This is a genomic window from Proteiniborus ethanoligenes, from assembly GCF_900107485.1.
Lineage (GTDB): Bacteria > Bacillota > Clostridia > Tissierellales > Proteiniboraceae > Proteiniborus > Proteiniborus ethanoligenes.
The window spans coordinates 131191-154818 of the sequence record NZ_FNQE01000002.1 but is presented as its reverse complement, the minus strand read 5'-3'; the positions used below and the strand labels follow the sequence as shown (position 1 = coordinate 154818).

The 23628-nt window shown below is 32.3% G+C and carries 23 protein-coding genes and 1 other annotated feature; of the genes, 8 read left to right on the top strand and 15 right to left on the bottom strand.

Annotation, left to right across the window (positions count from 1 at the left end; genetic code table 11):
- Positions 1–15 precede the first annotated feature (15 nt).
- The 4 genes from pth to spoVG all read right to left on the bottom strand — a co-directional run bounded on the left by pth (position 16) and on the right by spoVG (position 3470).
- A complete protein-coding gene (pth, locus tag BLV37_RS01785) occupies positions 16–597 on the bottom strand; it encodes an aminoacyl-tRNA hydrolase (RefSeq protein ID WP_091726370.1) in 582 nt (193 codons plus the stop codon).
- Positions 598–618: 21 nt separating this feature from the next.
- Positions 619–1566 carry a ribose-phosphate diphosphokinase gene (locus BLV37_RS01780; protein WP_091726367.1) on the bottom strand — a complete coding sequence of 316 codons (948 nt, stop codon included), beginning with the start codon at positions 1564–1566 and terminating at the stop codon, positions 619–621.
- Between the two features lie 23 nt (positions 1567–1589).
- Positions 1590–2966: a bifunctional UDP-N-acetylglucosamine diphosphorylase/glucosamine-1-phosphate N-acetyltransferase GlmU gene (gene glmU, locus BLV37_RS01775; protein ID WP_091726365.1), complete on the bottom strand. Its 1377-nt coding sequence runs from the start codon at positions 2964–2966 to the stop codon at positions 1590–1592.
- Positions 2967–3206: 240 nt separating this feature from the next.
- Positions 3207–3470, bottom strand: a complete 264-nt coding sequence (spoVG, locus tag BLV37_RS01770) for a septation regulator SpoVG (protein WP_091726362.1) — start codon at positions 3468–3470, stop codon at positions 3207–3209.
- A gap of 437 nt (positions 3471–3907) precedes the next feature.
- Here spoVG and murC point away from each other — a divergent pair, with 437 nt between their 5' ends.
- The gene (gene murC / locus BLV37_RS01765; protein WP_091726360.1) at positions 3908–5287 is read left to right on the top strand and encodes a UDP-N-acetylmuramate--L-alanine ligase; all 1380 of its coding nucleotides are present in this window, start codon (positions 3908–3910) and stop codon (positions 5285–5287) included.
- A gap of 63 nt (positions 5288–5350) precedes the next feature.
- On the opposite strand, the gene BLV37_RS01760 is transcribed toward murC, so the two are convergent.
- From BLV37_RS01760 to BLV37_RS14930, 5 genes are all read right to left on the bottom strand, one after another.
- A complete protein-coding gene (locus BLV37_RS01760; protein ID WP_091726357.1) occupies positions 5351–6364 on the bottom strand; it encodes an LCP family protein in 1014 nt (337 codons plus the stop codon).
- Positions 6365–6655: 291 nt separating this feature from the next.
- The gene (gene mscL, locus BLV37_RS01755) at positions 6656–7051 is read right to left on the bottom strand and encodes a large-conductance mechanosensitive channel protein MscL (protein ID WP_143031464.1); all 396 of its coding nucleotides are present in this window, start codon (positions 7049–7051) and stop codon (positions 6656–6658) included.
- Positions 7052–7123: 72 nt separating this feature from the next.
- The gene (locus BLV37_RS01750; protein WP_091726355.1) at positions 7124–7708 is read right to left on the bottom strand and encodes a 5' nucleotidase, NT5C type; all 585 of its coding nucleotides are present in this window, start codon (positions 7706–7708) and stop codon (positions 7124–7126) included.
- A 101-nt stretch (positions 7709–7809) separates the two neighbouring features.
- On the bottom strand, positions 7810–8553 hold the full coding sequence (locus tag BLV37_RS01745) for an ATP-binding protein (RefSeq protein WP_091726352.1): 744 nt from the start codon (positions 8551–8553) through the stop codon (positions 7810–7812).
- 108 nt (positions 8554–8661) lie between these two features.
- A complete protein-coding gene (locus tag BLV37_RS14930) occupies positions 8662–8838 on the bottom strand; it encodes a hypothetical protein (RefSeq protein ID WP_176967820.1) in 177 nt (58 codons plus the stop codon).
- A 294-nt stretch (positions 8839–9132) separates the two neighbouring features.
- On the opposite strand from BLV37_RS14930, the gene BLV37_RS01740 reads away from it, so the two are divergent.
- Positions 9133–9870, top strand: a complete 738-nt coding sequence (locus tag BLV37_RS01740; RefSeq protein ID WP_091726350.1) for a DUF881 domain-containing protein — start codon at positions 9133–9135, stop codon at positions 9868–9870.
- A gap of 24 nt (positions 9871–9894) precedes the next feature.
- Here the strand turns inward: BLV37_RS01740 and BLV37_RS01735 are convergent, their stop codons facing one another.
- Both BLV37_RS01735 and BLV37_RS01730 read right to left on the bottom strand, forming a co-directional pair.
- Complete coding sequence (locus tag BLV37_RS01735) at positions 9895–11238, bottom strand: glucose-6-phosphate isomerase (RefSeq protein WP_091726347.1); 1344 nt, start codon at positions 11236–11238, stop codon at positions 9895–9897.
- A 42-nt stretch (positions 11239–11280) separates the two neighbouring features.
- Positions 11281–12399, bottom strand: coding sequence for a SpoIIE family protein phosphatase (locus BLV37_RS01730; RefSeq protein ID WP_091726345.1), 1119 nt, complete (start codon positions 12397–12399; stop codon positions 11281–11283).
- A 240-nt stretch (positions 12400–12639) separates the two neighbouring features.
- Here BLV37_RS01730 and BLV37_RS01725 point away from each other — a divergent pair, with 240 nt between their 5' ends.
- Positions 12640–13026 (top strand): DUF5362 family protein, encoded by a 387-nt coding sequence (locus tag BLV37_RS01725; RefSeq protein WP_244270444.1) that lies wholly within the window; start codon positions 12640–12642, stop codon positions 13024–13026.
- 82 nt (positions 13027–13108) lie between these two features.
- Here the strand turns inward: BLV37_RS01725 and BLV37_RS01720 are convergent, their stop codons facing one another.
- Positions 13109–13642, bottom strand: a complete 534-nt coding sequence (locus BLV37_RS01720) for a cob(I)yrinic acid a,c-diamide adenosyltransferase (RefSeq protein WP_091726342.1) — start codon at positions 13640–13642, stop codon at positions 13109–13111.
- A 217-nt stretch (positions 13643–13859) separates the two neighbouring features.
- Between BLV37_RS01720 and hcp the strand changes: the two genes are divergently transcribed.
- The gene (gene hcp / locus BLV37_RS01715; RefSeq protein WP_091726340.1) at positions 13860–15506 is read left to right on the top strand and encodes a hydroxylamine reductase; all 1647 of its coding nucleotides are present in this window, start codon (positions 13860–13862) and stop codon (positions 15504–15506) included.
- A 36-nt stretch (positions 15507–15542) separates the two neighbouring features.
- On the opposite strand, the gene BLV37_RS01710 is transcribed toward hcp, so the two are convergent.
- Together BLV37_RS01710 and BLV37_RS01705 are read right to left on the bottom strand one after the other, a co-directional pair.
- Positions 15543–15890 carry a cupin domain-containing protein gene (locus BLV37_RS01710; RefSeq protein WP_091726338.1) on the bottom strand — a complete coding sequence of 116 codons (348 nt, stop codon included), beginning with the start codon at positions 15888–15890 and terminating at the stop codon, positions 15543–15545.
- Between the two features lie 76 nt (positions 15891–15966).
- On the bottom strand, positions 15967–17091 hold the full coding sequence (locus BLV37_RS01705) for a THUMP domain-containing class I SAM-dependent RNA methyltransferase (protein WP_091726335.1): 1125 nt from the start codon (positions 17089–17091) through the stop codon (positions 15967–15969).
- A 171-nt stretch (positions 17092–17262) separates the two neighbouring features.
- Between BLV37_RS01705 and BLV37_RS01700 the strand changes: the two genes are divergently transcribed.
- From BLV37_RS01700 to BLV37_RS01685, 4 genes are all read left to right on the top strand, one after another.
- Positions 17263–17637 (top strand): class II SORL domain-containing protein, encoded by a 375-nt coding sequence (locus BLV37_RS01700; RefSeq protein WP_091726332.1) that lies wholly within the window; start codon positions 17263–17265, stop codon positions 17635–17637.
- 133 nt (positions 17638–17770) lie between these two features.
- Positions 17771–17974: a binding site (T-box leader), on the top strand.
- A 67-nt stretch (positions 17975–18041) separates the two neighbouring features.
- A complete protein-coding gene (tyrS, locus tag BLV37_RS01695; protein ID WP_091726329.1) occupies positions 18042–19265 on the top strand; it encodes a tyrosine--tRNA ligase in 1224 nt (407 codons plus the stop codon).
- Between the two features lie 102 nt (positions 19266–19367).
- Positions 19368–19814: a MarR family winged helix-turn-helix transcriptional regulator gene (locus tag BLV37_RS01690; protein WP_091726327.1), complete on the top strand. Its 447-nt coding sequence runs from the start codon at positions 19368–19370 to the stop codon at positions 19812–19814.
- A 9-nt stretch (positions 19815–19823) separates the two neighbouring features.
- Positions 19824–21179, top strand: a complete 1356-nt coding sequence (locus BLV37_RS01685; RefSeq protein ID WP_091726325.1) for an MATE family efflux transporter — start codon at positions 19824–19826, stop codon at positions 21177–21179.
- A 127-nt stretch (positions 21180–21306) separates the two neighbouring features.
- On the opposite strand, the gene BLV37_RS01680 is transcribed toward BLV37_RS01685, so the two are convergent.
- On the bottom strand, positions 21307–23325 hold the full coding sequence (locus BLV37_RS01680; RefSeq protein WP_091726323.1) for a methyl-accepting chemotaxis protein: 2019 nt from the start codon (positions 23323–23325) through the stop codon (positions 21307–21309).
- Positions 23326–23628: the final 303 nt, after the last annotated feature.

Sequence of the window (23628 nt, the reverse complement as noted above, 5' to 3'; positions counted from 1 at the left end):
CACCTTTAGCCCAGGCTAAGCACCTGGGCTATCTGTATTTTGATTGAATTCATTCATTGCAGTATTTATTCCGTGAGTAACAATCTTTTCAACTGCCTTGGCAGCTTGTTCAATAGTGCTATCTATGGTAATCCTGTCGTCCTTAGAAAACCTACTTAGTACGAAGTCAGCTAAATCTTGGTGCTCTTTAGGTTTACCAATTCCAATCTTTACCCTTGGGAAGTTATCACTTTGGAGTAAATGAATGATAGATTTCATTCCATTATGTGTACCAGCACTTCCTTTTGTTCTTATTCTTAAGGCTCCATATTTTATGTCTACATCATCGACTATAACTATTAAGTTCTCTAATGGTATTTTATAAAAATTCAATAGTTCAAGTACACTTTCCCCACTTCTATTCATATAAGTCTGTGGTTTAGCTAAAAGTACCTTTTGTCCACCTATTTGAGCTTCACCATATACTGCCTTAAATTTAATCTTAGTAACCTTTACATTATTCCTCTGGGCAATACAATCTATTGTATCAAAACCTACATTATGCCTAGTTCCCTTATATTGATTACCAGGGTTGCCCAGTCCTATTACCGCGTACAAAAAACCAACTCCCTTTTGAGCCTAATCAAATAATCTGCTCACTGATTCATTTTTATATATCCTTCTTATAGCTTCTGCTATTAAAGGTGCTACTGATACTACTTCAATTTTGTCTATTTTCTTTTCTTCTGTCAGTGGAATTGTATCTGTTACTACTAGCTTTTCTATTACAGAGTTTTCTATTCTTTCAATAGCAGGTCCCGAAAGAACTGCATGTGTGCAGCATGCAAACACTCTTTTAGCACCAAAGTCTTTCAAAACACTTGCCGCCTTAGTCATTGAACCTGCTGTATCTATAATATCATCTACTATTATAGCATCTTTTCCTTCTATATCCCCTATTACATTCATTACTTCTGATACATTTGCTTTTGGTCTTCTCTTCTCAATAATTGCAATAGGCAAGTCTAAAATACTAGCAAAGTTTCTAGCCCTTTGAACTCCACCTACATCGGGAGACACCACTACGGTATCCCCAATTAGCTTTCTTTTACAATATTCTGCTAATATAGGGCCCCCAAATAAGTGGTCAACAGGAATGTCAAAGTATCCTTGGATCTGAGCAGCATGTAAGTCCATCGTTATTATTCTATCTGGCCCTGATATTTCAAGAAGATCTGCAACAAGCTTTGCTGTAATTGGGTCTCTTGCTTTTGCTTTCCTATCTTGTCTTGCATAGCCATAGTAAGGTACTACTGCATTAATTCTTCCTGCCGAAGCTCTTTTTAATGCATCAATCATAATTAATAGCTCCATAAGGCTTTCATTTACTGGTGGGCATGTAGGCTGAATCACGAACACATCAAATCCTCTTACAGTTTCATTAATGTTTACTGAAATTTCCCCATCACTAAATCTACCTACGACACTGTCTCCTAAAGTTTCTCCAAGTTCTGTACAAATCTTTTGAGCTAATTCTTTATTTGCATTTCCTGAAAAAATTTTCAAGTCTCTTCCGCTAATGTTCATTTATATATTCCTCCTACTAGAAATTATTTTATTAATCCTTTTTTTTCTACCCAGTCTCCTTTGTTAACTTGTCTAGCTCTAGCTATAGAAAGGCTTTTTTTAGGCACTTTATCTGTAATAGTAGAGCCTGCAGCAACATAAGCTCCTTCTTCCACTTCAACAGGAGCAATAAGGTTAACATTACAGCCTATAAAAGCATTATCCTGTACTATTGTCTTATGCTTATTTTTTCCATCATAGTTTACAAACACAGTACCACAGCCTATGTTTACACCCTTTCCTACATAGGCATCTCCAATATATGAAAGATGAGAAGCTTTAGAGTTATCATCAACTTTTGAATTTTTAACTTCAACAAAATCTCCTATCTTTACATTCTTTCCTATTTCACTATTTGGCCTTATGTATGCATAAGGACCTATATGTGAATCATCATCTATTTTGCTTTCTATAATTGTTGACATTTGAATGTCTACTCTATCTCCAATTTTACAATTTACAATTCTACTGTTATGTCCTATTATACAATCTTCACCTATCCTCGTGTTTCCTTCTATTATCGCTCCCGGATATATAATAGTATCCCTCTCTATAGCCACTTCACTATCAATATAAGTATTGTCAGGATTTATAATTGTAATCCCATTAATCATGTGTTTGTTGTTAATCCTTTTTCTCATTATTTTTTCGGCTTCAGCAAGCTGTATTCTTGAGTTAATTCCTGCAATTTCTTCATTATCCCTTATCTTATATCCACCTATAGTAAAGCCCAATTCATTTAATATTTTTATAGCATCAGTAATATAGTATTCATTTTGTGCATTGTTATTGTCTAAATTTTCTAGTGCTAATTTTAGACTTTTGCCATTAAAGCAATAAATCCCCGAATTGATTTCTTTAATACCTTTTTCTTCATCACTAGCATCCTTGTGCTCAACTATAGCCGTTACATTTCCTGCATTATCTCTAATTATTCTTCCATAGCCTGCTGGGTCGTTGAAATCTGCACTCAGAACTGTCCCCTCATAGTCTCCCTTTTTGTGAAATTCTATGAGTTTAGTCAATGTATCACTTGTTATTAAAGGAGTATCTCCATAAAGAATTACTACACAGCTATTGTCTTCTATATAGTCTTTTGCTTGCATTACAGCAAAACCAGTTCCGTATGGAACACCTTCTCCTACAGGCTGCTCTACGAATTGAACATTTTCTTTAATCTTTTCTCTTACTATATTTCCACCATGTCCTACTACTACTATGTTTTTGTCTATACCAGAAGCCTTAGAAACATTTATTACATGGCTTAATAATGGTTTACCACATATACTATGCATAACCTTTGGAAGCTTAGATTTCATTCTAGTACCTTCTCCAGCAGCAAGTATAATAGAAAGAAACATTTTTCTCACTCCTTATATCCAGATGCAATTATTATTCCCTACTATAGATAATGTCAAAAAAATTATATCTATTCATTTATACATCCGAGTTTGTTTATTGTCTACCAAATATAAATATAATCTATTAGGTGTAAAAAAACAAGATGGTAGCAAAAATTATGTATACAGTATAATAAATTAAGGCTCCAATTATGAAACAAATATTACAAAAAAGTAAAAAGGGTCCATAGACCCTTTAATTTACTCCTCACTCATTGCTTTTTCATACTCTTCAAAAACTGCTTTTTGTATAGCATTTCTTGTTTCTGAATTAATTGGATGAGCTATATCTCTAAATTCACCATCTGCCATTTTCCTACTAGGCATAGCGATAAATAGCCCGTTTTGCCCTTCAATTATTTTAATATCATGTACTACAAATTCTTCATCGAATGTAACTGAAACTATGGCCTTCATTTTTCCTTCATTATTAACTTTTCTGACTCTTACGTCTGTTACCTTCATGAATTCACCACCTTCCCACGGGGTCTTAAATCTGAATTTGCTTAAATTTAATATTCTCTACTTTTTTGGTAAATCCTTCTTTTAAATATAAAAAAATTTGTAATTTTGTGTATTTATATAATAAAAGTAAAATTTGGTTTTACTTTTATTGTTTATTAATATGGATAGTGTGTTATATTTATATTGATACAGTTATGTAAACAAATTTTCTTTTCCATATAATACCTAATAACCATGAATATTATACCACCTTTTTATATGTTTTATTCACTCTATACTTGAAATATTGTAGATATAAATATTCTCTTTTTAAAATCTAGCTATTATGGTATAATCATCACTGTATCATCAGAAGTCACTATAGAATATATTAATAATAGTATAATTATTGGCAATAATATGAATAATCATCTTATTCCCTGTCAGGAGGTATTTAAATGTTTTCGTTTGATATACATAGTCATAGCTTTTCACAAGTTCATTTTATAGGAATTGGTGGAATAAGCATGAGTGGTTTAGCTGAAATACTTTTAGAGAATGGATATAAAGTTTCTGGTTCTGATGCTAAGTCCTCTAATATATTAAAAAGACTTGAAAATAAAGGTGCTATAGTAAGCATTGGACATAATAAAGATAATATTAATGGTGCTGATTTAGTCGTGTATACTGATGCAATAAGTAAGGATAACCCCGAGCTGCTAGAGGCCATAGAAAAAAATATAGTTACTGTAGATAGAGGAACCTTTTTAGGTCAGCTAATGAAGCTATATAAAAATTCTATAGCTGTTTCAGGAACTCATGGTAAAACTACTACTACAGGAATGATGTCTGTAATATTTAATGATTCTCCAATTGATCCTACTATTTTATTAGGAGGAGAGCTTGATTTAATAGGAGGCAATGTAAAAATAGGTAATGGTGAAGTTCTGCTTACTGAAGCATGTGAATATAAAGGAAACATTCTAAAGTTTTTTGCAACTATAGGTGTTATATTAAATATTGATGAGGACCATCTAGATTATTATAAAAACTTAAATCATATTATAGATACTTTTTCTGACTTTGCTAAGATAATACCCCAAAATGGATACATCATTGCAAATAATGATGATGATAACGTTAAAAAAGCAATAAGAAGTGCAAATTGTAATATAATAACATTTGGGATTGAAAATGACTCAGATTACAAAGCTACTCATATTTCCTTTAATGGAAAGGGAACTCCTTCTTTTAGACTAATAGTTAATAATAAGGAATCTTACGATGTGGCTTTAAATACAATGGGAACTCATAATATATATAATGCACTAGCTGCTATAGCTACTACACATACCTGCGGGGTTCCAATGGACACAATTATTAGTTCAATTGCTATGTATAAGGGAACTCATAGAAGACTTGAATATAAGGGGCAAGTTAATGGTGCTGCAATAATCGATGATTATGCACATCATCCTACTGAAGTTAAGGCTACATTGTCTGCTTTAAGAAATTCTTCTTCTAGCAGAATACTTTGTGCTTTTCAGCCCCATACCTATACAAGAACTAAATCTCTTTTAAATGAGTTTGCCCATTCTTTTTATGACGCTGACAAGGTTTTAGTAACTGATATATATGCGGCTAGAGAAAAGGATACTGGTGCCATTCATTCAAGGGATTTGGTCAATGAGCTATTAAACAATGGTGTTGATGCTGAATACTTAGGTACCTTTGAGAATATAAGCAACTATATTAAAGATAATGCTTCTAATGGAGACATAATAGTCACTATGGGAGCAGGGGATATTTATATGGTTGGGGAGATGCTGCTTGAGTAAAAAACAAATATTAATTGAAGTATAACATAAAAGCCTGCTTTTGCAGGCTTTTCTCATTCATACTTAATCATTCTGTTTATTTTCATTGCTTGAATCTTGGCTTTCATCAAGATTTTCTGATGGAACCTCATATATTTTCATCATCATTTCTTTTACTTGTATAGGATCATGAATAAAATAAGACAATGTTGTTCTTCCATACGTCCTATCTTCTGCTACACCTGGCAATGTAGTCATAGAAATATCGTCCACGCTAATACCTATTGCACCAGCAGCATAGCCTAAAGCATCCTTTAGACTTACATCAGTCCTTACATAATCAAAGCTAGTTTTTACTACATTAACAATCTTTAAGCTTAGTGATTTTTTTATTGCAGATTTTATAAACTGCTGTTGAGCTCTTATTCTTCCTAAGTCTCCGTCAGGATATCCTACAGTCTTATCACTATTATGTCTATATCTTAAGAATTTTACTGATTGTTCTCCGTTTAGCACTTGTTTTCCTTTTGGTATATCTATGCGTAATGGCGGCTTATCTGCTGGATCATAATAATCCATGTGAAAAGGTACATTCACTTCAACCCCACCAAGAGAATCTACAATCTTTTCTACCCCTTTATAATCTACCATTATATAGTGGTGAACAGGTACTTGTCCTAATATTTCTTCTACTGCTCTTTTTGTTCCCTCAGCTTTACTTCTTCCATATACTGCATTTAGCTTTCTTAGATCTCCACTTTCATAACCTTTTGTATAATAATATGTGTCTCTAGGTACAGATATCATATCTACTTTGTTGCCTTTAGGGTCAAAGCTGGCAAATATTATAGTGTCTGATCTAGCACCTTCCATTCCCATAAGCAAAAAATTTACCCTTTTACTAGATTCTATGGCTATTTGAAAAGGATCCTTAGGCTTATCTGCTTCTGCGTTTTCTTCTTCCCTCTCTTTTTCGTCTGTATAATCTGGCTGTTCCTCTGGTGGTTCATATATTTTAGAATAAGTATATACCCCTGCTCCTATAGCTAAAGCAAAGCAAGCAAAAGCTATGGAAAAAATTTTTATAAACTGCTTCAATATGCACACCTACTTTCAGCTTAATAATAGATATAATTTCGTTTTATATCTATATTATAAATATTACAGTTATGAAAATTATAACATATTAAAAAAGCTTAGAAGATTAAGATTATATTACAAATTTTAAATTTGACAAGATGAACAGAAATATTTTAATTTTATAATTACTTTAGACCTTGGCTCTCTAATTTTTGTTCCACAAAAACTCTCTCTAAAACAAAATATATCCACAGAGTATAATAATATACCTGTGGATATGTACATCTGTGTCAAAAAATAATAACGATATTATTTTTCCTTTAATAAATCTCTAATTTCAGTAAGCAAAAGCTCTTCCTTAGTTGGTGCTGGAGGAGGAGCTGGTTTATCCTCTTCTTTCTTCTTAAATGAATTCAAGGCTTTTATAAAAAGGAATATTGAAAATGCAATAATTAAAAAGTCAAAAATCGACTGTATAAATTGCCCATAATTTAGGAAAATTGCTTCTGAGCCTTCTGTTGCTTCCTTTAATGGTAGTTTTAAGTCTGTAAAGTTTACACCACCAACTAGAAGTCCTAGTAATGGCATAACTACATCATTTACAAGAGAACTAACTATCTTCCCAAATGCTCCCCCTATAATTACCCCTACTGCTAAATCTACTACATTGCCTCTCATTGCGAATTTTTTAAACTCTTTAAGCATAAAAATATGACCTCCCATCTTATATGTTTTTCTATACATATACTTATTCCCTGCTAACAACTTGTCTAAACACTAAGCTGTTTCTTCTGATAAAGTAGCTTCATAATTTTTTACTTCTTTCTTTACATCAAGCCAGTTATTAATCCTAGTTATACCAGGTAATAAGGGTAGTCTATTATAATAACAATCAAATAACAGCACATCTATACCTGCTAATGCTAGCTCTTTAGCATTTTCGTACCTATCTTCAATGAATATATGGCAATCCAACTCTTTAGCCTTGTCCACCTTATAATGGCCCCCTATGAAATATATAGGTGCTTTAGGTAGCTTATGCTCTTCAAACCATTTCTGAGTTGCTTTTGACATTTTTTCTTCCCTTGCAGTTACATAAAATATATTATGTACTTTTGCTAAATCTCTTATTATGTAAGCAGCATCTTCTCTAGCTAAAGCATTTAGATGTATTTCTTCTCCATGTATCTCATAAAATTCAAAGTATTCCTCTACTGTTACTCCCATTATTTCATTTATCTCATATGTTATCACATCTTCTGGCTTTAAATTCTTGTTAAAATATTTATTTGCACTATCTAACCAATAATATGGATCTGTAATGGTTCCATCTATATCTATACAAATATTAAGATTTTTCATGTATACCTCCAATTTATTTATTATCAAGTATTTAAGTATTATAATAGCTAATTTAGAAACTATTATATCATATTTTTAACTCAAAAAGAAAAAGAGAGTTCTTATCTCTCTCTTTCACCATCAATTAATATTTTTACTCTATTGATTTCAATATTTTTTCTAGATCTTCTTACAGCCTCGTTTACTGCCATTACTATACCATTACAGCAAGGAACCTCCATATGGGCTACAGTAACTCCAGTTATATCATTATTTAAGATTATATTAGTTAGCTTTTCCACATAATAGTTAACATCATCTAGCTTTGGACAGCCTATGACTACTGACTTATCTTTCAATAAATCTAAGTGATAATTAGGATAAGCAAATGGTACACAATCTGCTGTAACTAACAATTCTTTGCCATCAAAATAAGTAGCTCTTTCTGGAACAAGCATTAGCTGAACAGGCCATTGAGATAATTGAGGTTTGATTTTTATCTCTATATCTCCTATAGATACAGCTGTTGATGCTTTAGGCTTTTCATTTCTACTTATTGCCATAGCCCTGCTTCCTGGGCAGCCACCTCCATGCCCATGGGCTTGAGAGGTTTGATTTTTGTCTAAGCTCTCCAAATGCTTTGCTGCTGCCTCTTCATCAAATTCATCTGCTTCTCTTTCAATTATTTGAATAGCTCCTACTGGACAATGTCCTATACAGTTTCCTAGTCCATCACAAAGATTTTCTGATATTAGCTTTGCCTTACCATTTATTATTTTAATAGCGCTTTCTGCACAGCCCTTTGTACATAGTCCGCATCCTATGCATTTTTCTTCATCTATATGCATTATTTTCCTAATCGCCATTTTATGCACTCCTTTTTAGTTTTCTGTTTTTTATTATATATTACATTAGCATATAAATGTGTGATAATAAGCAAAAAAAATTGTGATGTTTATCACAATTTTTAAAATCTAGCTTAAATCTATTCCTTTTACTGCAATTTCTTTATTAGGTAGATCTGACACTTGCTTAGACATTTCTAATATAATTTCTTTATCTACTTTAGCATCCTTAAATAAATATACCTTTATTCCATCTACATCATACTCTTGAAAATCCTCAAGAGCCACCGGCTCTCTAGTCCTCACAAAAATTTCAGGTCTTGGACTTCAGCAACTTCCTATTATTTCTGTGTATATTGTAAGAGTTCTTCGTCTTAAGTTTTCAAGATATTGTATAACATCTTCAGAAATGATAATATCCATTTTTTCCCCTCCCATAGATTGTTTAATCTGCCTTAATATTTTTCTTAATATATATAATAGAATTATACCCACTTCTTGGTGAATTATCTTTTATAATAAAAATACATTATTAAACAATTTCATTTTTTACTCAAAAAGGTTATTATATATATAACTAGGCTTTTAGGAGGAGTCAATTTGAAAGATATAAAAAGTAAATTTTCTATGTTTTTAGTTTGCTTAATACTTGGTGTTATACTTTCTATACAGTTTAATACTACTCAAAATGTTACTGATGGAGCTAATCCTATTACTAAATCAAAGGCACTATCTGTTGAAATAGAAAGATTAAGCATTCAAAAAGAAGAGCTTTTAAAAACATTAAATGATATAGAGAGTGATATTAAAGGCTTTGAAGATGAGGTGGCAGAAAAAGATAATTATCTTAAGAGCCTTTACACTGAGTTAGAAAAATATAATATCCTTGTTGGATACAAAGATACACAGGGACCTGGGCTTCAAATAGAAATAGGTGAGCCTGAGGTTGAAGTAACCTTTGATGACGGCACGAATATTATAGCTGCTAATTATGATGCTTTGTTACAAATTATTAGCGGTTTAAATGCTGCTAATGCAGAGGCTATTTCTATAAACGATATAAGGTACACTTCTTATTCAACAATTGAGGAAGAAAACAACTCTTTGATTTTCGATGACCACGTTATTAATACTCCCGTAATAATAAGGGCAATAGGAGATCCAAAAGAGTTAGAAGCTAACCTAACTATAAGAGGCGGAATTATAGATTATGTGAAAAGAAATTTATTCCTAAAAATAAACATTGTAAAAAAAGAAGATATAGTAATACCTGGCCTTCACAAGAAAATTGAGCCAAAATATATCAGACCTGTTGAAAGCTTAAATAGTCAATTATAAAGGCTGGCATTTTGCCAGCCTCTCTTATCCTAATCTTTTTTCTAGTTTTCGTCTTAATTCTTCATACCCTGGCTTTCCTAATAATGCAAACATATTATTTTTATATGCTTCAACTCCAGGCTGGTCAAAGGGATTCACTCCTAGCAAATATCCACTTATGCCACATGCCTTCTGGAAAAAATATATTAGCTTTCCATAGTAAAATTCGTTTATTTCAGGTATGCTAATAATTAAGTTTGGGACCCCTCCGTCTACATGAGCTAAAACAGTTCCCTCAAAAGCTTTTCTATTTACATAGCCTAATGTATCTCCTGCTAAGTAATTTAGACCATCAAGATCGGATTCTTGCCTTTTTATTTCTAGCCTTTCAGCTACACCTTCAATATTAATTACCGTTTCAAATAAATCTCTTCTGCCATCTTGTATATATTGTCCTAAGGAATGAAGGTCTGCTGAAAAGTCTACAGAAGCAGGAAATATTCCCTTTCCTTCCTTTCCTTCGCTTTCTCCATAAAGCTGTTTCCACCACTCTGCTGTATAACGCATTGAGGGTTCATAACTGGCCAATATTTCAATACTTTTACTACTATTATAAAGTAGATTTCTAATGACCGCATATTGATAGCAGTAGTTCTTGTCTAAATCTATAAGGCTATATTCTTCTCTTCCTGATTTTGCTCCATCCATTAGCCTATCTACATCTATACCGCAGACTGCAACAGGCAATAGTCCTACTGGAGTAAGGACAGAAAACCTGCCTCCTATATCATCAGGTATAGTGAATGTTTCATAGCCCTCATCTTCAGCTAATTTTTTAAGTGCTCCTTTTTCCTTGTCTGTAGTTACATATATTCTTTTTGCTGCTTGTTCTTTTCCATATCGCTTTTCCATATATTCCTTAAGTATTCTAAATGCAATAGCTGGTTCTGTCGTTGTACCTGATTTAGATATAACATTAATGCTAATATCCTTATCTTCTACTATTTCTAATAAATCCTTCATGTATCTACTGCTTATATTGTTACCAGCAAAATATATCTCTGGCGAGTTCCTTTTGCTTTTGGGAAGTTGGTTGTAAAATGAATGGCTTAAAGCTTCAATCACAGCCCTTGCCCCTAGATAGGATCCCCCTATGCCTATTACAATTAAAGCATCTGAATCCTTTCTAATCTTCTCTGCAGACTTTTTTAATCGCTGAAATTCTTCCTCATCATAGTTTACAGGATAGTCTAACCATCCTAAAAATTCATTTCCAGATCCTGTTTTATAGTGCAGCATATTATGTACAGTATTTAAACTTTTCTTCATGCTTTCAATGTCTGATTGTGATACTCCTGAGTTTGAATAATCAAAATATAAATTTTTCATATTGCTCCTCCTAAATATATTCAAAAAAGCTGGTTACCCAGCTTATATTAACTCAATAGACAATAATGCAAAATCATCATCTAAGTCCTTGTACTTAAAATTATTAACACCCTTTTCTATATGCTTTAGGAGATTATCTTTATTGTTTTGACATATCTCTATAAGTCTTTCAATCCCAAATAGCTCTCCAGCTTGATTTCTTGTTTCTATAACTCCATCAGTATAGAACAATATTTTATCTCCTTTATTGAGTTTTATCTGCTTTTCCTCATACTTAATTTGTTCAAACAGACAAGTAATTGGATATCCCTTAGCTTCAAGGAGCTCTATATTATTATTAATTAGTAGAGGAATACAATTGTGACCTCCATTCACATATTTGAAAGAGTAGTCTTTTAAATCTAAAACACCATAAAAAATAGTAAAATACTTTTCTGTATCAAGATTTAAATCAAGAAATCTTTTATGCAGCTCAGTAATTGCAGCACCAGGTTCCACATATTCATATTTGATTGATTTCATAGCTTGTCTAACAAACATTGTCATTATTGATGCTGTTATACCATGACCTACTACATCACTAATATATATGCCCATGTGATCCTCATCTATTTTGTATATATCAAATACGTCACCACTTAACATTTCCGATGGGAAGTAAAGGTAATCTATCTTTAATGGCCCTTGAATACCTTTTTGAGGCAATATTTTCTTTTGAATAGTTCTAGCAAAGCTTAAATCTTCACTCATTTTTTCATTTTTTTTAATTATTTCTTGTTCAAGCTTTCTTTCTCTGGTTACATCTCTAAAGACCTCAACAGCAGCATAAATATTTCCTTCTAAATCTTTAACTGGTGAGCTCTTAACAGAATATATTCTGTCTCCTATTATTTCTTCTTTTTCTACAATTTCTCCAGTATTTACTGTAGCATAAGCTATACACCTTTCACAAGCGCATCCCTTACCAATAACAGAATAACACTTCTCACCAACAATACCTTTTCCTAATGCCTTCTCCATTGACTTATTTGCGTAAATTATAGTTCCTTTACGATCTATAACACGTACCCAATCCACCATCCCATCTAATACTTCATAGGATAGTCTTCCATATCTATTAATTTTTTCACTAGCGAGTACTTCTCTAGAGCTTTGGAGCATATTCCTATCCCTCTTTTCCTCATTGAATATGGGCAATGGTAACAATTTTTATGAAAAAACTCGTTTATAGTATTATACCATAGATTCATTGTTTTTCTATAGATAATACTAGACTTATGACGATAAAAAGAAAAAGTTTCAGAATTATAAGCATATTTCAAAATTTTTCTAAATAGCATTTGATATATAGTATATTCTTATTGTATAATTAAGTTAACATGCTATGAGGAGGTGAATCTATTGGATAACTTTAATCAACCAGCATATGCTACGCCAGATAGGAGTTTACTAGAAACCTTAAGTAAGTGGTCTGGATTTGTAGGTATTATGACTATTATAAGTGGTGCTTTTATATGTTTAGGTGCAATAACCACTTTTGGAGTTTCTTTAATTCCTGGAATCATTACAATTATACTAGGCGTAAAGCTTAGAGGAGCTAAAACATCTATAGACAAGTACTTATCAGGTGATGCAAGAGAAATCAACGGTATTTTTGAGAATTTAGGTTCATATTTAAAGCTTCAAGGTATTTTAATCATAATATCATTAGTTCTAGTTGTTCTATCTATAATAATAGGTATTGTAGTTGGAGCTGCTCTATTTAACTCTTTTGGAGGATATTACTAGGATATGCAATAAAAAAACCAGAACATTATAGTTTCTGGTTTTTTATTTTGTAATTTAATACAGGATACACCTTTATTGTTCTCTATTCCTTATTAAATTCAACTTTTTCAAATCTATTTTCTGTGCATCTTGACAATATATATATTAGGTCTGAAAGCCTATTTATATATTTAATTAGATAAGGGTTTATGTCTGTTGCTTTTGATAAAGTAATTATCCTTCTCTCAGCTCTTCTACAAACAGTCCTAGCCACATGCAAATGGGCTGATACCTTACCTTCACCAGGTATTATGAAATAGTTAGGCTTCTCTATTTTTTCAGTATACTCATCTATTTTTTTCTCTAAAAAAATCACATCCTCTTCTTTTATTACCATGGGTCTTTTAGAGGATTCCTCTGTAGCTAGCTCAGCACCTACATCAAATAGCTTTCTTTGTATTCCATGAATAAGACTAAATATCCCCTTATCATTAATATAGTTTTTAGATAATCCTAAAAAGGTATTTAGTTCATCTATAGTTCCATAGCTCTCAACTCTAAAGTCATCTTTATCTACTCTTTTGTTATCAAACAAACTTGTTTGACCCTTGTCTCCTGTTTTAGTATAAACGCCCATGCTTACCTCCAACTAATAAATAATTTCTGTTCTTGTATAAAAATATACCCAATATATTATCCTTTATCCTTTTTTGTGACATATATCACAATTTTATTTGATATCAATCACTGTTTAGATAAACCTATTGATTTATTATAAGTTTATGAACCTAGTTTAAATAACCTTGTTTATGTATGATTTTAATATAATTTATTTTTATAAAGGAGGATTTTCAATGAGTATGTTTTGTTTTCAATGTCAAGAAGCGGCAAAGGGTACTGGCTGTACATTAAGAGGTGTATGTGGTAAGCCTGCAGATGTGGCTAACCTTCAAGATTTACTTATTTACTCACTAAAAGGTATTTCTTTCTACAACAATAGAGCAAGAGAATTAGGTATAGACACTAAAAAAGCTGATAGATTAATAGTTGAAGGCTTATTTATGACAATAACTAATGCTAACTTTGATAAAGCTCGTTTTGTTGCTAGAATAAAGGATGCATTAAAGCTTAGAGACGAAGTTAAGGAATCGGTAGTAAAGGTAGGAGGAAGCATTTCAGATATTACACATGATGCTGCAACATGGTTCTCTGATTCAGAAGAATTATTTGAAGAAAAATCAAGGTATGTAGGTGTTTTAGCTACTGAAAATGAAGATGTAAGATCCTTAAGAGAGCTTTTAATATATGGGCTTAAGGGTATGGCTGCTTATGCAGAGCATGCACTAAATTTAGGTTATGAAGATGATGGAGTATACACATTTATAGGGAAAGCATTAGTAGCTACTACTGACAATACCTTATCAGCAGATGAGTTAGTTGCATTAGTTATGGAATGTGGTAAGTATGGTGTAGACGTAATGGCTTTATTAGATAAAGCAAATACTAGCACTTATGGTCATCCAGAAATAACTTCAGTAAATATAGGTGTAAAAAATAATCCTGCTATATTAGTCAGTGGACATGATTTAAAGGATTTCGAGCAGCTGCTAGAGCAAACTGAAGGCACAGGAGTAGATGTATATACTCATGGTGAAATGCTACCAGCCCATTACTATCCATCATTCAAAAAACATTCTCATTTTGTAGGTAATTATGGAAATGCATGGTGGAAGCAAGATAAGGAATTTGATAGTTTCAATGGACCTATTTTATTAACTACAAACTGTTTAGTTCCTCCAAAGGATTCATATAGGGACAGAGTCTATACTACTGGTGCAGTAGGCTTTGAAGGACTTACTCATATAGTACCTGATGCTAATGGGGAAAAAGACTTCTCCCAAATAATCGAGCATGCTAAAAAATGTGCTTCACCTATTGAAATAGAAACAGGTGAAATAGTTGGTGGATTTGCTCACAATACAGTTCTAAGCCTTGCTGATAAAGTTGTAGATGCTGTTAAATCTGGAGCTATTAAAAGATTTTTCGTCATGGCTGGCTGTGATGGTAGAATGAAATCTAGAGATTACTATACTGAATTTGCAAAGACTTTACCACAGGATACTGTAATTCTTACAGCAGGCTGTGCAAAGTACAAATATAACAAGCTTGAGCTAGGAGATATTGGTGGTATTCCAAGAGTATTAGATGCTGGTCAGTGTAATGACTCCTATTCTCTTGCAGTAATTGCCCTTAAATTAAAGGAAGTATTTGAATTAAATGATATAAATGAACTTCCAATATCATATAATATTGCATGGTACGAGCAAAAAGCTGTAATAGTCCTATTAGCCTTACTGTATTTAGGAGTTAAAAACATCCACTTAGGACCAACTCTACCAGCATTTTTATCAGCAAATGTAGCAAAAGTATTAGTTGATACCTTTGGAATCGGTGGAATCACTAATGTTGAAGATGATATGAAAATGTTCATGGGTGCATAATGGTATAGGAAAAGCTAGGTAATTTTTTACCTAGCTTTATTTATGTCCTTCTTCTGGTACTATGCATATAAATTCAAAGACTTCATTTCCAATGTTCGAAAACTGATGTGTCGTATCTGATGGAACATATGCAAAGGAACCGGCTTCTACATCAATGTCCTTTCCATCTAAGTGTAGTCTGCCCTTGCCACTTACTACATAGTTTATATGTGGCCATGGATGGTTATGCTTTGGCGTGTAGCCTCCTACTTCTATTTCTAAAATACGCATTACATATCCTTCCCATCCTTCTGTAGGTGACACTAGTACTTTCATTGTGGCATCCTTTGCTTGTGGGTTTTCAATTTTCACTGCTTTTATGTCTCCTTTGTGTGAAACTATCATATAAAACCCTCCTTTTTTATGCTGAACAATCGTTAAACTACTGTTACACTACTGTTAAACAATCGTTAAACTACCGTCATACAGGCCTAGGTCCATAGTATTGATAATAATCAACCTTTATTCTGCCATTAAACAGCTTTCTCTTTTTACTTGCTTTTTCCCCATATAACTTTTCAAAATCTTCATTTGAAGTAATAATATACTTAGACCATGTATCTAGCTTATTAAATACCTTACCCATTTCTATATATAATCTTTCAACTTCTTTTTTATCTCCTAGCCTTTCTCCATAAGGAGGATTACATATGATTACTCCATAATCATCATTAACATTAATTTTAGACATATGCTTTACATCAAAGGCTATACAATCGTCTACCCCAGCTTCATATGCATTTTCCTTAGCTGCTTCTATTGCTTTTGGATTTATGTCCGATGCAAATATACGCATATTTAAATCCTGTCTTATGGACTTAAAAGCTTCTTTTCTTGCTTCCTTCCATAAACCATCTCTTATTCTAGGCCATTTTTCAGATGCAAAGCTTCTTTGAAGCCCTGGTGCAATATTTTTCCCAATCATTGCTGCTTCTATGGGTATAGTTCCAGAACCACAGAAAGGGTCTAAAAGGATCCTATTTGGATTCCAATAGCTTAGGCTTACTATTGCAGATGCAAGTGTTTCCTTTATAGGCGCTTCTACATTTTCTACTCTATACCCTCTTTTATGTAGGCCTTCTCCACTAGTATCTATGGTGAGGGTTGCTATATCTTTGAGAATTGACACCTGTATAGTAAATTTAGGTCCATCTTCTTTAAACCATTCTGTTTTGTATTTTTCCTTTAATTTTTCTACTACAGCCTTCTTGACTATTGCCTGGCAATCAGATACACTAAACAGCTTTGAGTCTACAGATTTCCCAGTTACAGTAAACTCTCCATCTTCAGTTATCCACTCATCCCAAGGAAGTGCCTTTGTCCCTTGAAAAAGCTCTTCAAAAGATAATGCTTTAAACTCTCCCATTTTCAATAGAACCCTATCCGCAGTTCTTAGCCATAAGTTTGCTTTTGGAATTGCTGATTCATCACAATTAAATGTTATCTTTCCATTCTCTACTTTAATGTCACTATAGCCTAATTGAATTATCTCACGTTTTACTACTGCTTCAAGTCCAAAAGTTGATGTAGCTATTAATTGTATCATGCTCTCTCTCCTAGAAAATATGTTTATATATATTTTACCAGAAAGAATGATTTTTTACTAACTCATGTATGTTTTTTTTATATTATTTTTTGTTTTTTTTAGATTTTGATGGGTATATTATTAAATATGTATAATATAGATAAATAAATTACACAGGAGGTAGTGTTTAATATGAAATCTTTAAGTCAATTTTTACAGTCTGGAGATTGGAAAGGTGAAAAGCACGTTCCAGTAATACATATTCCTCAAAAAGCAAAAGCAGGAGAAGATATTGAAATTAAAGTTTTAATTGGAGAAGAGATAGGCCATCCAAATACACTTGAGCATCATATTTCTTGGATTAAAGTATTTTTCCATCCTGAAGGAGCTAAATTTCCAATAGAAGTAGGTAACTATAATTATACTGCTCACGGTGAAGGGGAAGTATTTAATGAGCCTTTAACAGTTACAAAAATGAAGGTTAATAAATCAGGTACAGTTTATGCTCTAAGCTATTGTAATATTCATGGTTTGTGGGAAAATTCTGCTGAGTTAGTAATTGAATAATCTAAGCTCTAAATGGGTCTCTTAAATTTTAAGAGACCCATTTATTTTAATATAAAATTCTATCTTAAAAATATTTTGAATAACACTTGACAATAATATATAAAAGGCATAATATATATGACAAATCACATATGTTTTTACTATGAAGGAATTAGTAGTGCTTTATGCTAACATTATAGAGAGTAGGCGGCTGGTGAAAGCCTTCAGTACATAAAGTCACGAATTACGCTCTGGAGTTTTCAATACGAAAGTATTGCGTAAGCTATACGATATAATAGCTAAGAGGCATCTTATTGATGCGAATTAAGGTGGTACCACGGGTCTTCTCGTCCTTATTATGGATAGAAGACCCTTTTTGTATTTAGAAATAATTTTATAAATAGCATAGACAAGGAGGAATTTTAATGAATGTATTTGATGTTTTAATGGAAAGGGGATATATTGCTCAAACTACTCATGAAGAAGAAATCAGAGAGCTTTTAGACAAAGAGTCTGTTACATTTTATATAGGCTTTGACCCTACTGCTGACAGCTTACATGTGGGACATTTCATAGCTATGATGTTTATGGCTCATATGCAAAGAGGAGGACATAAACCTATAGCTCTCCTTGGCGGTGGTACGGCAATGGTTGGTGACCCGTCAGGTAGAACTGACATAAGACAAATGCTTACTAAAGAGAAAATAGAGCATAATGTAAACAGTATTAAAAAACAATTGGAAAAATTCATTGACTTTAGGGATGGCAAAGCTATATTAGTAAACAATGCAGATTGGCTACTGGACTTAAATTATGTTGACTTCTTAAGAGAAGTAGGTACCCATTTCTCTGTTAATAGAATGCTAACTGCTGAATGCTTTAAACAAAGATTAGAAAAAGGCTTATCCTTTTTAGAGTTTAATTATATGCTAATGCAGGGATATGACTTCTATGTATTAAATGAAAAATACGGATGTAAAATGCAATTAGGTGGAAACGATCAATGGTCCAATATGATTGCAGGTATGGAACTAGTAAGAAGAAAGGCTGGTAAACAGGTATATGCTATGACCTGTACTCTTCTTACAAATAGCGAAGGTGATAAAATGGGTAAAACAGCAAAAGGCGCTGTATGGTTAGACCCAGAAAAAACTACACCTTATGAGTTCTACCAATACTGGAGAAATGTTGATGATGAAGATGTTGATAAATGTTTAAGAATGCTAACCTTCGTACCTATGGATGAAGTTAGGAGACTTTCTCAACTAGAAGGTGCCGAAATTAATGAAGCTAAAAAAATATTAGCTTTTGAAGTTACTAAGCTTATCCACGGTGAAGATGAAGCTAGAAAAGCTGCAGAAACTGCAGAAGCCCTATTTGGCAGCGGTGGAGATCTAGAATCCATGCCTACTACAGAGCTTTCAAGCTCCATATTTGAAGAAGGCATAGGTATCTTAAGCTTGCTGACACAGGTAGGACTTACTAAATCAAATGGTGAAGCTAGAAGACTTATCACTCAAGGTGGTATACATGTTGATGATGAGCAGGTAAAGGATCCAGGGATATTAATTACTTTAGACAGTTTTAGAGATAATAAAATAATTATTAGAAAAGGTAAAAAGGTTTATCATTTAATAAAATTAGTGTAAGGCTGATAAAAAACAAACAATGGTTGACTTTTTATTAAAGAATAGTTAGAATTCTAATTATTAGATTTCTAACTATTCTTTTTTGTAAGGTAGGTGATAATATTGAAAGACGAAAAATTAAAAGAGTTATATCCTATTTTTCTCGAATTCGTTCCTTTATTTCATCAAAAGATAAGTTCTTTTTTTAGTAATAATGATGACAATAAATATAGATGTAATAAGAACCAACATAAGGCAATAATGGTTATTGGAAATATGGATAAAGTAACTCCTACCATGCTAGGAAAATATCTAAATTTGAAAAAGGGTAGCTTAACTACTTTAATAGATTCATTAGAAAAATCAAATCTTCTTTATAGAAATATGGATCTTCATGATAGAAGAAAAACTATTCTAAAATTAACAGAGGAAGGTAAAGACTATTTCCATTCAAAAAACAAAGAGCTTGAAAATCAGTTAAAATCCATATTTAGCGTGTTAGAGGAAGAAGAATTAAACAAGTTTATTGATAGCTTCAACAACATAGTCAAAACATTAAAATCGGTTTAGGAGGTATTTATGGACAGAGCAAAATTATTAGGTGAAGAAAAAATTGGGAAATTGTTGCTTAAGTTTTCTATACCAGCAATTGTAGGTATGGTAGTAAACGCAATTTATAATATAGTGGATAGGATTTTTATAGGCAACTTTGTTGATTCCTTAGGCTTAGGAGGCATTACCATAGCTTTCCCAATAATGATTATTATAATGGCTTTTGGTATGCTTATAGGTATAGGAGCAACTTCTTTAATATCTATAAGGCTAGGAGAAGGAAAAAGAGAAGAAGCTGAATTAATATTAGGAAATGCCATGGTTTTATTAATAATTATTTCATTAACTCTTTCTATATTTGGCTTAATATTCTTAGACCCTATTCTTAAGCTGTTTGGAGCAAGTCCACAAATATTACCTTATGCTAAAGAATATTTAAGTATTATTCTATTAGGTGCAGTATTTCAGTCAATAGGTTTTGGTATGAACAACTTTATTCGTGCAGATGGTAGCCCTAAGATGGCTATGGCAACTATGTTAATAGGTGCCATACTTAATACTATACTTGATCCCATTTTTATTATAGTATTTAACATGGGAATTAAGGGTGCTGCTCTCGCAACAATAATATCCCAAGCTGTCTCTGCAGCATGGGTACTTAATTATTTCTTTAGTGGTAAAAGCTCTCTTGTAGTAAAAAAGGAAAATTGGAAACTAAAGCCCCATATTGTTAAAAATATACTTGCTATTGGTTCCGCACCCTTTGCAATGCAGGTTGCAGCTAGTGGCATTACAACATTATTGAATCGTAGTCTGATTACTTATGGTGGAGATTTAGCTGTTTCGGCTTATGGAGCTATAAATAGCTTTTCAACTATATTACTAATGCCTATTTTCGGTATAAATCAAGGTTCTCAACCTATTATTGGTTATAATTATGGAGCTAAAAATTATGATAGAGTGAAGAAAGCTTTTTTACTTGCAATAACAGCAGCCACAACTATTACAATAATTGGATTTGTCGTAACCCGAATGTTTCCTTCTCAGTTAGTAGCTTTATTTAATAGTAAGGACAAAGAGCTTGTCAATATTGGAGCCAATGGAATGAAAATATTCTTCACAATGCTTCCACTTATAGGCTTCCAAATCGTAAGCTCTAACTATTTTCAAGCTACTGGAAAACCAAAGCAAGCAATGCTGCTTAGTTTGTCAAGACAAGTTCTCATGCTTATACCTGCTATACTTATACTTCCACGTTTTTTTGATTTAAATGGAGTATGGATGGCTGGCCCAACTGCTGACTTTTTCTCTTCTCTATTGACGGGAACTTTTATATTAATTGAATTGAAAAAGTTGCAGAAGTTACATTTAGAGAATCAATAGTAAATTCAAAATTTATAGTCTAAACAAAAAACACCTACTATGTTAAGTACTAAATAACATATAGTAGGTGTTTTTTTATCTAAAAAATATATAATTCAATATTTATAACTTTTTAAAATACACTTAATCACAGCTTAACTCGACCAATGCTTTGTTGAAGCTCTTCTGCTAGCTTAGCTAAGCTTTGACTTGCTGACGCAATTTCCTCCATAGATGCTGTTTGCTCCTCTGTAGCAGCTGATACATTTTGTATTTGTCCTGAAACTTCTTTGCTCATACTTTCTAGTTGAACAGAAGATGAAACTACACTCTCGCTTCCTTTAGCCACTTGATTTATAGATTCTGATATAAATACTATTTGCTCACTAACATCTCTTACTAAATTGGCAATATTCTCAAAGGTTTTTTCTGTATGATTAACAGTGTCCATACCCTTATTGACATTATTCATGCCTTCTTCCATAGCTATGTTAGCTTTCTTGATAATTTCATCATTATTTTTAATAAGTTCATATATATCTTCTGTTGCCTGTTGAGATTCCTCAGCTAGTTTTCTAACTTCTTCTGCAACTACAGCAAAACCTCTTCCCTGCTCTCCAGCCCTTGCTGCTTCTATTGCGGCATTTAAGGCGAGTAAATTTGTCTGCTCTGCTATGTTCTGAATCAAGTTTGTCATGTCATTCATCTTTTTAGAACTGTTAGTAACTTCCTCCAATGATTCTTTAACATGCTCTGTACTTTTTGCTATACTATGCATTTGAGAAATTACCTCTTTGATATCATCTCTTCCTGTATTTGATTGTTCAAAAGTCTCTTTACTTAAATTATTTATTTCCTCTGCATTACTATATATTTCTTGGACACTTGCAGATATTTGCTCCATAGATGATGTTACATCTAGTATTTCTCTTAGCTGTTTTTCTGAATTTTGTGCTACCTCTGTAGAAGAAGTAGCTACACTTTGGGAGGCCATCGCCGACTGCTCAGAAATTGCTGTTAATTCTTCAGAAGATGCAGCAACTAGCTCTGCTGAATTCATAACATTTGATATAAATTCTCTTAAATTATATAATATGGTTTGGAAGGCTGTTGCTATTCTTCCTATTTCATCTTCCCTCTCTAAGAAACTTTTATCTATATCTTCGCTAATATCTAAATCAGCAATTCTTTCGGCTCGTTTTGTTACAGCTATAATAGGCTTTGTTATAGACAAGCTAATAAACAATGAAACTACAATACCTAAAGCTATAGCTATTATAGATGTAATCATACTTGAGTTTCTTAAGGTATTTAATCTTACTAGCACTTCTTCTTCAGGTGCAGTTACAGCAATAGACCAGCCTGTATCTCCTATAGGAGCATATCCGTTTAGTTTGTTTTCACCTGCAAAAGTATATGAATATTCTCCTACTTCTCCATTCATCATTTTCTCAAAAAGAATTGCTAAAGTTTTATATTCATCATTCTTCTTCATATTTTCATATTTAAATTCTTCTGACATAGCTAAGCTATGGTCTGGATGTCCAATAATAATACCATCTTTGCTTATAATAAAACCATATCCTGTTTCTTCGTACCTTATATCTTTAACCATATTATTTAAAACACTTGCATCTATATATGCAACAATTGTCCCTATGATTCTTCCATTGTCTTTAAAGGGTACTGATATTGCAATTTTAATTCTATTGTCATCGTCTATAAATGGATCTGATACAAAGCTTTCTCCACTTTTAGCTTTCGCGAAGTAATCTTTATTTGAAATGTTTTCTGATTTTCCATATACTTTATTTATATTTCCATTCAAATCAGATATACCTAAATTCAAATATCCAGAGCGTTCAGTCTCGTCTTTTAAAATTGACTTTTTCTCCTCCCATGAAACTTCTTTGCTTTTTAGTCTTTGTATTGTTCCTAGTACTTCTAATGATGAAGTATATGTTGTTAGCTCTGATTGTACAAAACTTGCAGCACTTTCTGCTAACTGTGGTAAATTATCTTTTACATTATATATTAATGCTTCCTTTGCATTGATATATGATATTATTCCTAAGCCTGCACACATAACAAGTATTAATAGTGTTAATGATAAAGAAATTTTAGCCTTTAAACTTTTTGAACCAAATAATCTTCTTTCTTTTTTCATTCTATATGCCCCCCTAGCAGTATAATATTTGTCACTATGTACTTACGTGGATTTTTGTGTAAAATATATAACAACTGAACCATGTATATAATTGTATTTAAATATTACATTTATGTTACATTTGTTTTATAATTTAATGATTATGCAAGTTTTGGAGAATAAGCTAGAATTTTTAGTTATATTATCTATATTATCACAGGGAAATATAACTTCTTTCTGCGTGTCATGTTTTTGTCATTGACAATGTTGCATTTTCTCTGAAAATCAAATATATATGGTCAATATTAAGCTAATTACTAGCAC

Bases quoted from the DNA above. Each gene is read 5' to 3' on its own strand.
- BLV37_RS01780 (WP_091726367.1), bottom strand. From the start codon at position 1,566: ATGAACATTAGCGGAAGAGACTTGAAAATTTTTTCAGGAAATGCAAAT.
- glmU (WP_091726365.1), bottom strand. From the start codon at position 2,966: ATGTTTCTTTCTATTATACTTGCTGCTGGAGAAGGTACTAGAATGAAA.
- spoVG (WP_091726362.1), bottom strand. From the start codon at position 3,470: ATGAAGGTAACAGACGTAAGAGTCAGAAAAGTTAATAATGAAGGAAAA.
- murC (WP_091726360.1), top strand. From the start codon at position 3,908: ATGTTTTCGTTTGATATACATAGTCATAGCTTTTCACAAGTTCATTTT.
- mscL (WP_143031464.1), bottom strand. From the start codon at position 7,051: ATGCTTAAAGAGTTTAAAAAATTCGCAATGAGAGGCAATGTAGTAGAT.
- BLV37_RS01750 (WP_091726355.1), bottom strand. From the start codon at position 7,708: ATGAAAAATCTTAATATTTGTATAGATATAGATGGAACCATTACAGAT.
- BLV37_RS01745 (WP_091726352.1), bottom strand. From the start codon at position 8,553: ATGGCGATTAGGAAAATAATGCATATAGATGAAGAAAAATGCATAGGA.
- BLV37_RS01735 (WP_091726347.1), bottom strand. From the start codon at position 11,238: ATGAAAAATTTATATTTTGATTATTCAAACTCAGGAGTATCACAATCA.
- BLV37_RS01730 (WP_091726345.1), bottom strand. From the start codon at position 12,399: ATGCTCCAAAGCTCTAGAGAAGTACTCGCTAGTGAAAAAATTAATAGA.
- BLV37_RS01720 (WP_091726342.1), bottom strand. From the start codon at position 13,642: ATGGGCGTTTATACTAAAACAGGAGACAAGGGTCAAACAAGTTTGTTT.
- hcp (WP_091726340.1), top strand. From the start codon at position 13,860: ATGAGTATGTTTTGTTTTCAATGTCAAGAAGCGGCAAAGGGTACTGGC.
- BLV37_RS01710 (WP_091726338.1), bottom strand. From the start codon at position 15,890: ATGATAGTTTCACACAAAGGAGACATAAAAGCAGTGAAAATTGAAAAC.
- BLV37_RS01705 (WP_091726335.1), bottom strand. From the start codon at position 17,091: ATGATACAATTAATAGCTACATCAACTTTTGGACTTGAAGCAGTAGTA.
- BLV37_RS01700 (WP_091726332.1), top strand. From the start codon at position 17,263: ATGAAATCTTTAAGTCAATTTTTACAGTCTGGAGATTGGAAAGGTGAA.
- tyrS (WP_091726329.1), top strand. From the start codon at position 18,042: ATGAATGTATTTGATGTTTTAATGGAAAGGGGATATATTGCTCAAACT.
- BLV37_RS01685 (WP_091726325.1), top strand. From the start codon at position 19,824: ATGGACAGAGCAAAATTATTAGGTGAAGAAAAAATTGGGAAATTGTTG.
- BLV37_RS01680 (WP_091726323.1), bottom strand. From the start codon at position 23,325: ATGAAAAAAGAAAGAAGATTATTTGGTTCAAAAAGTTTAAAGGCTAAA.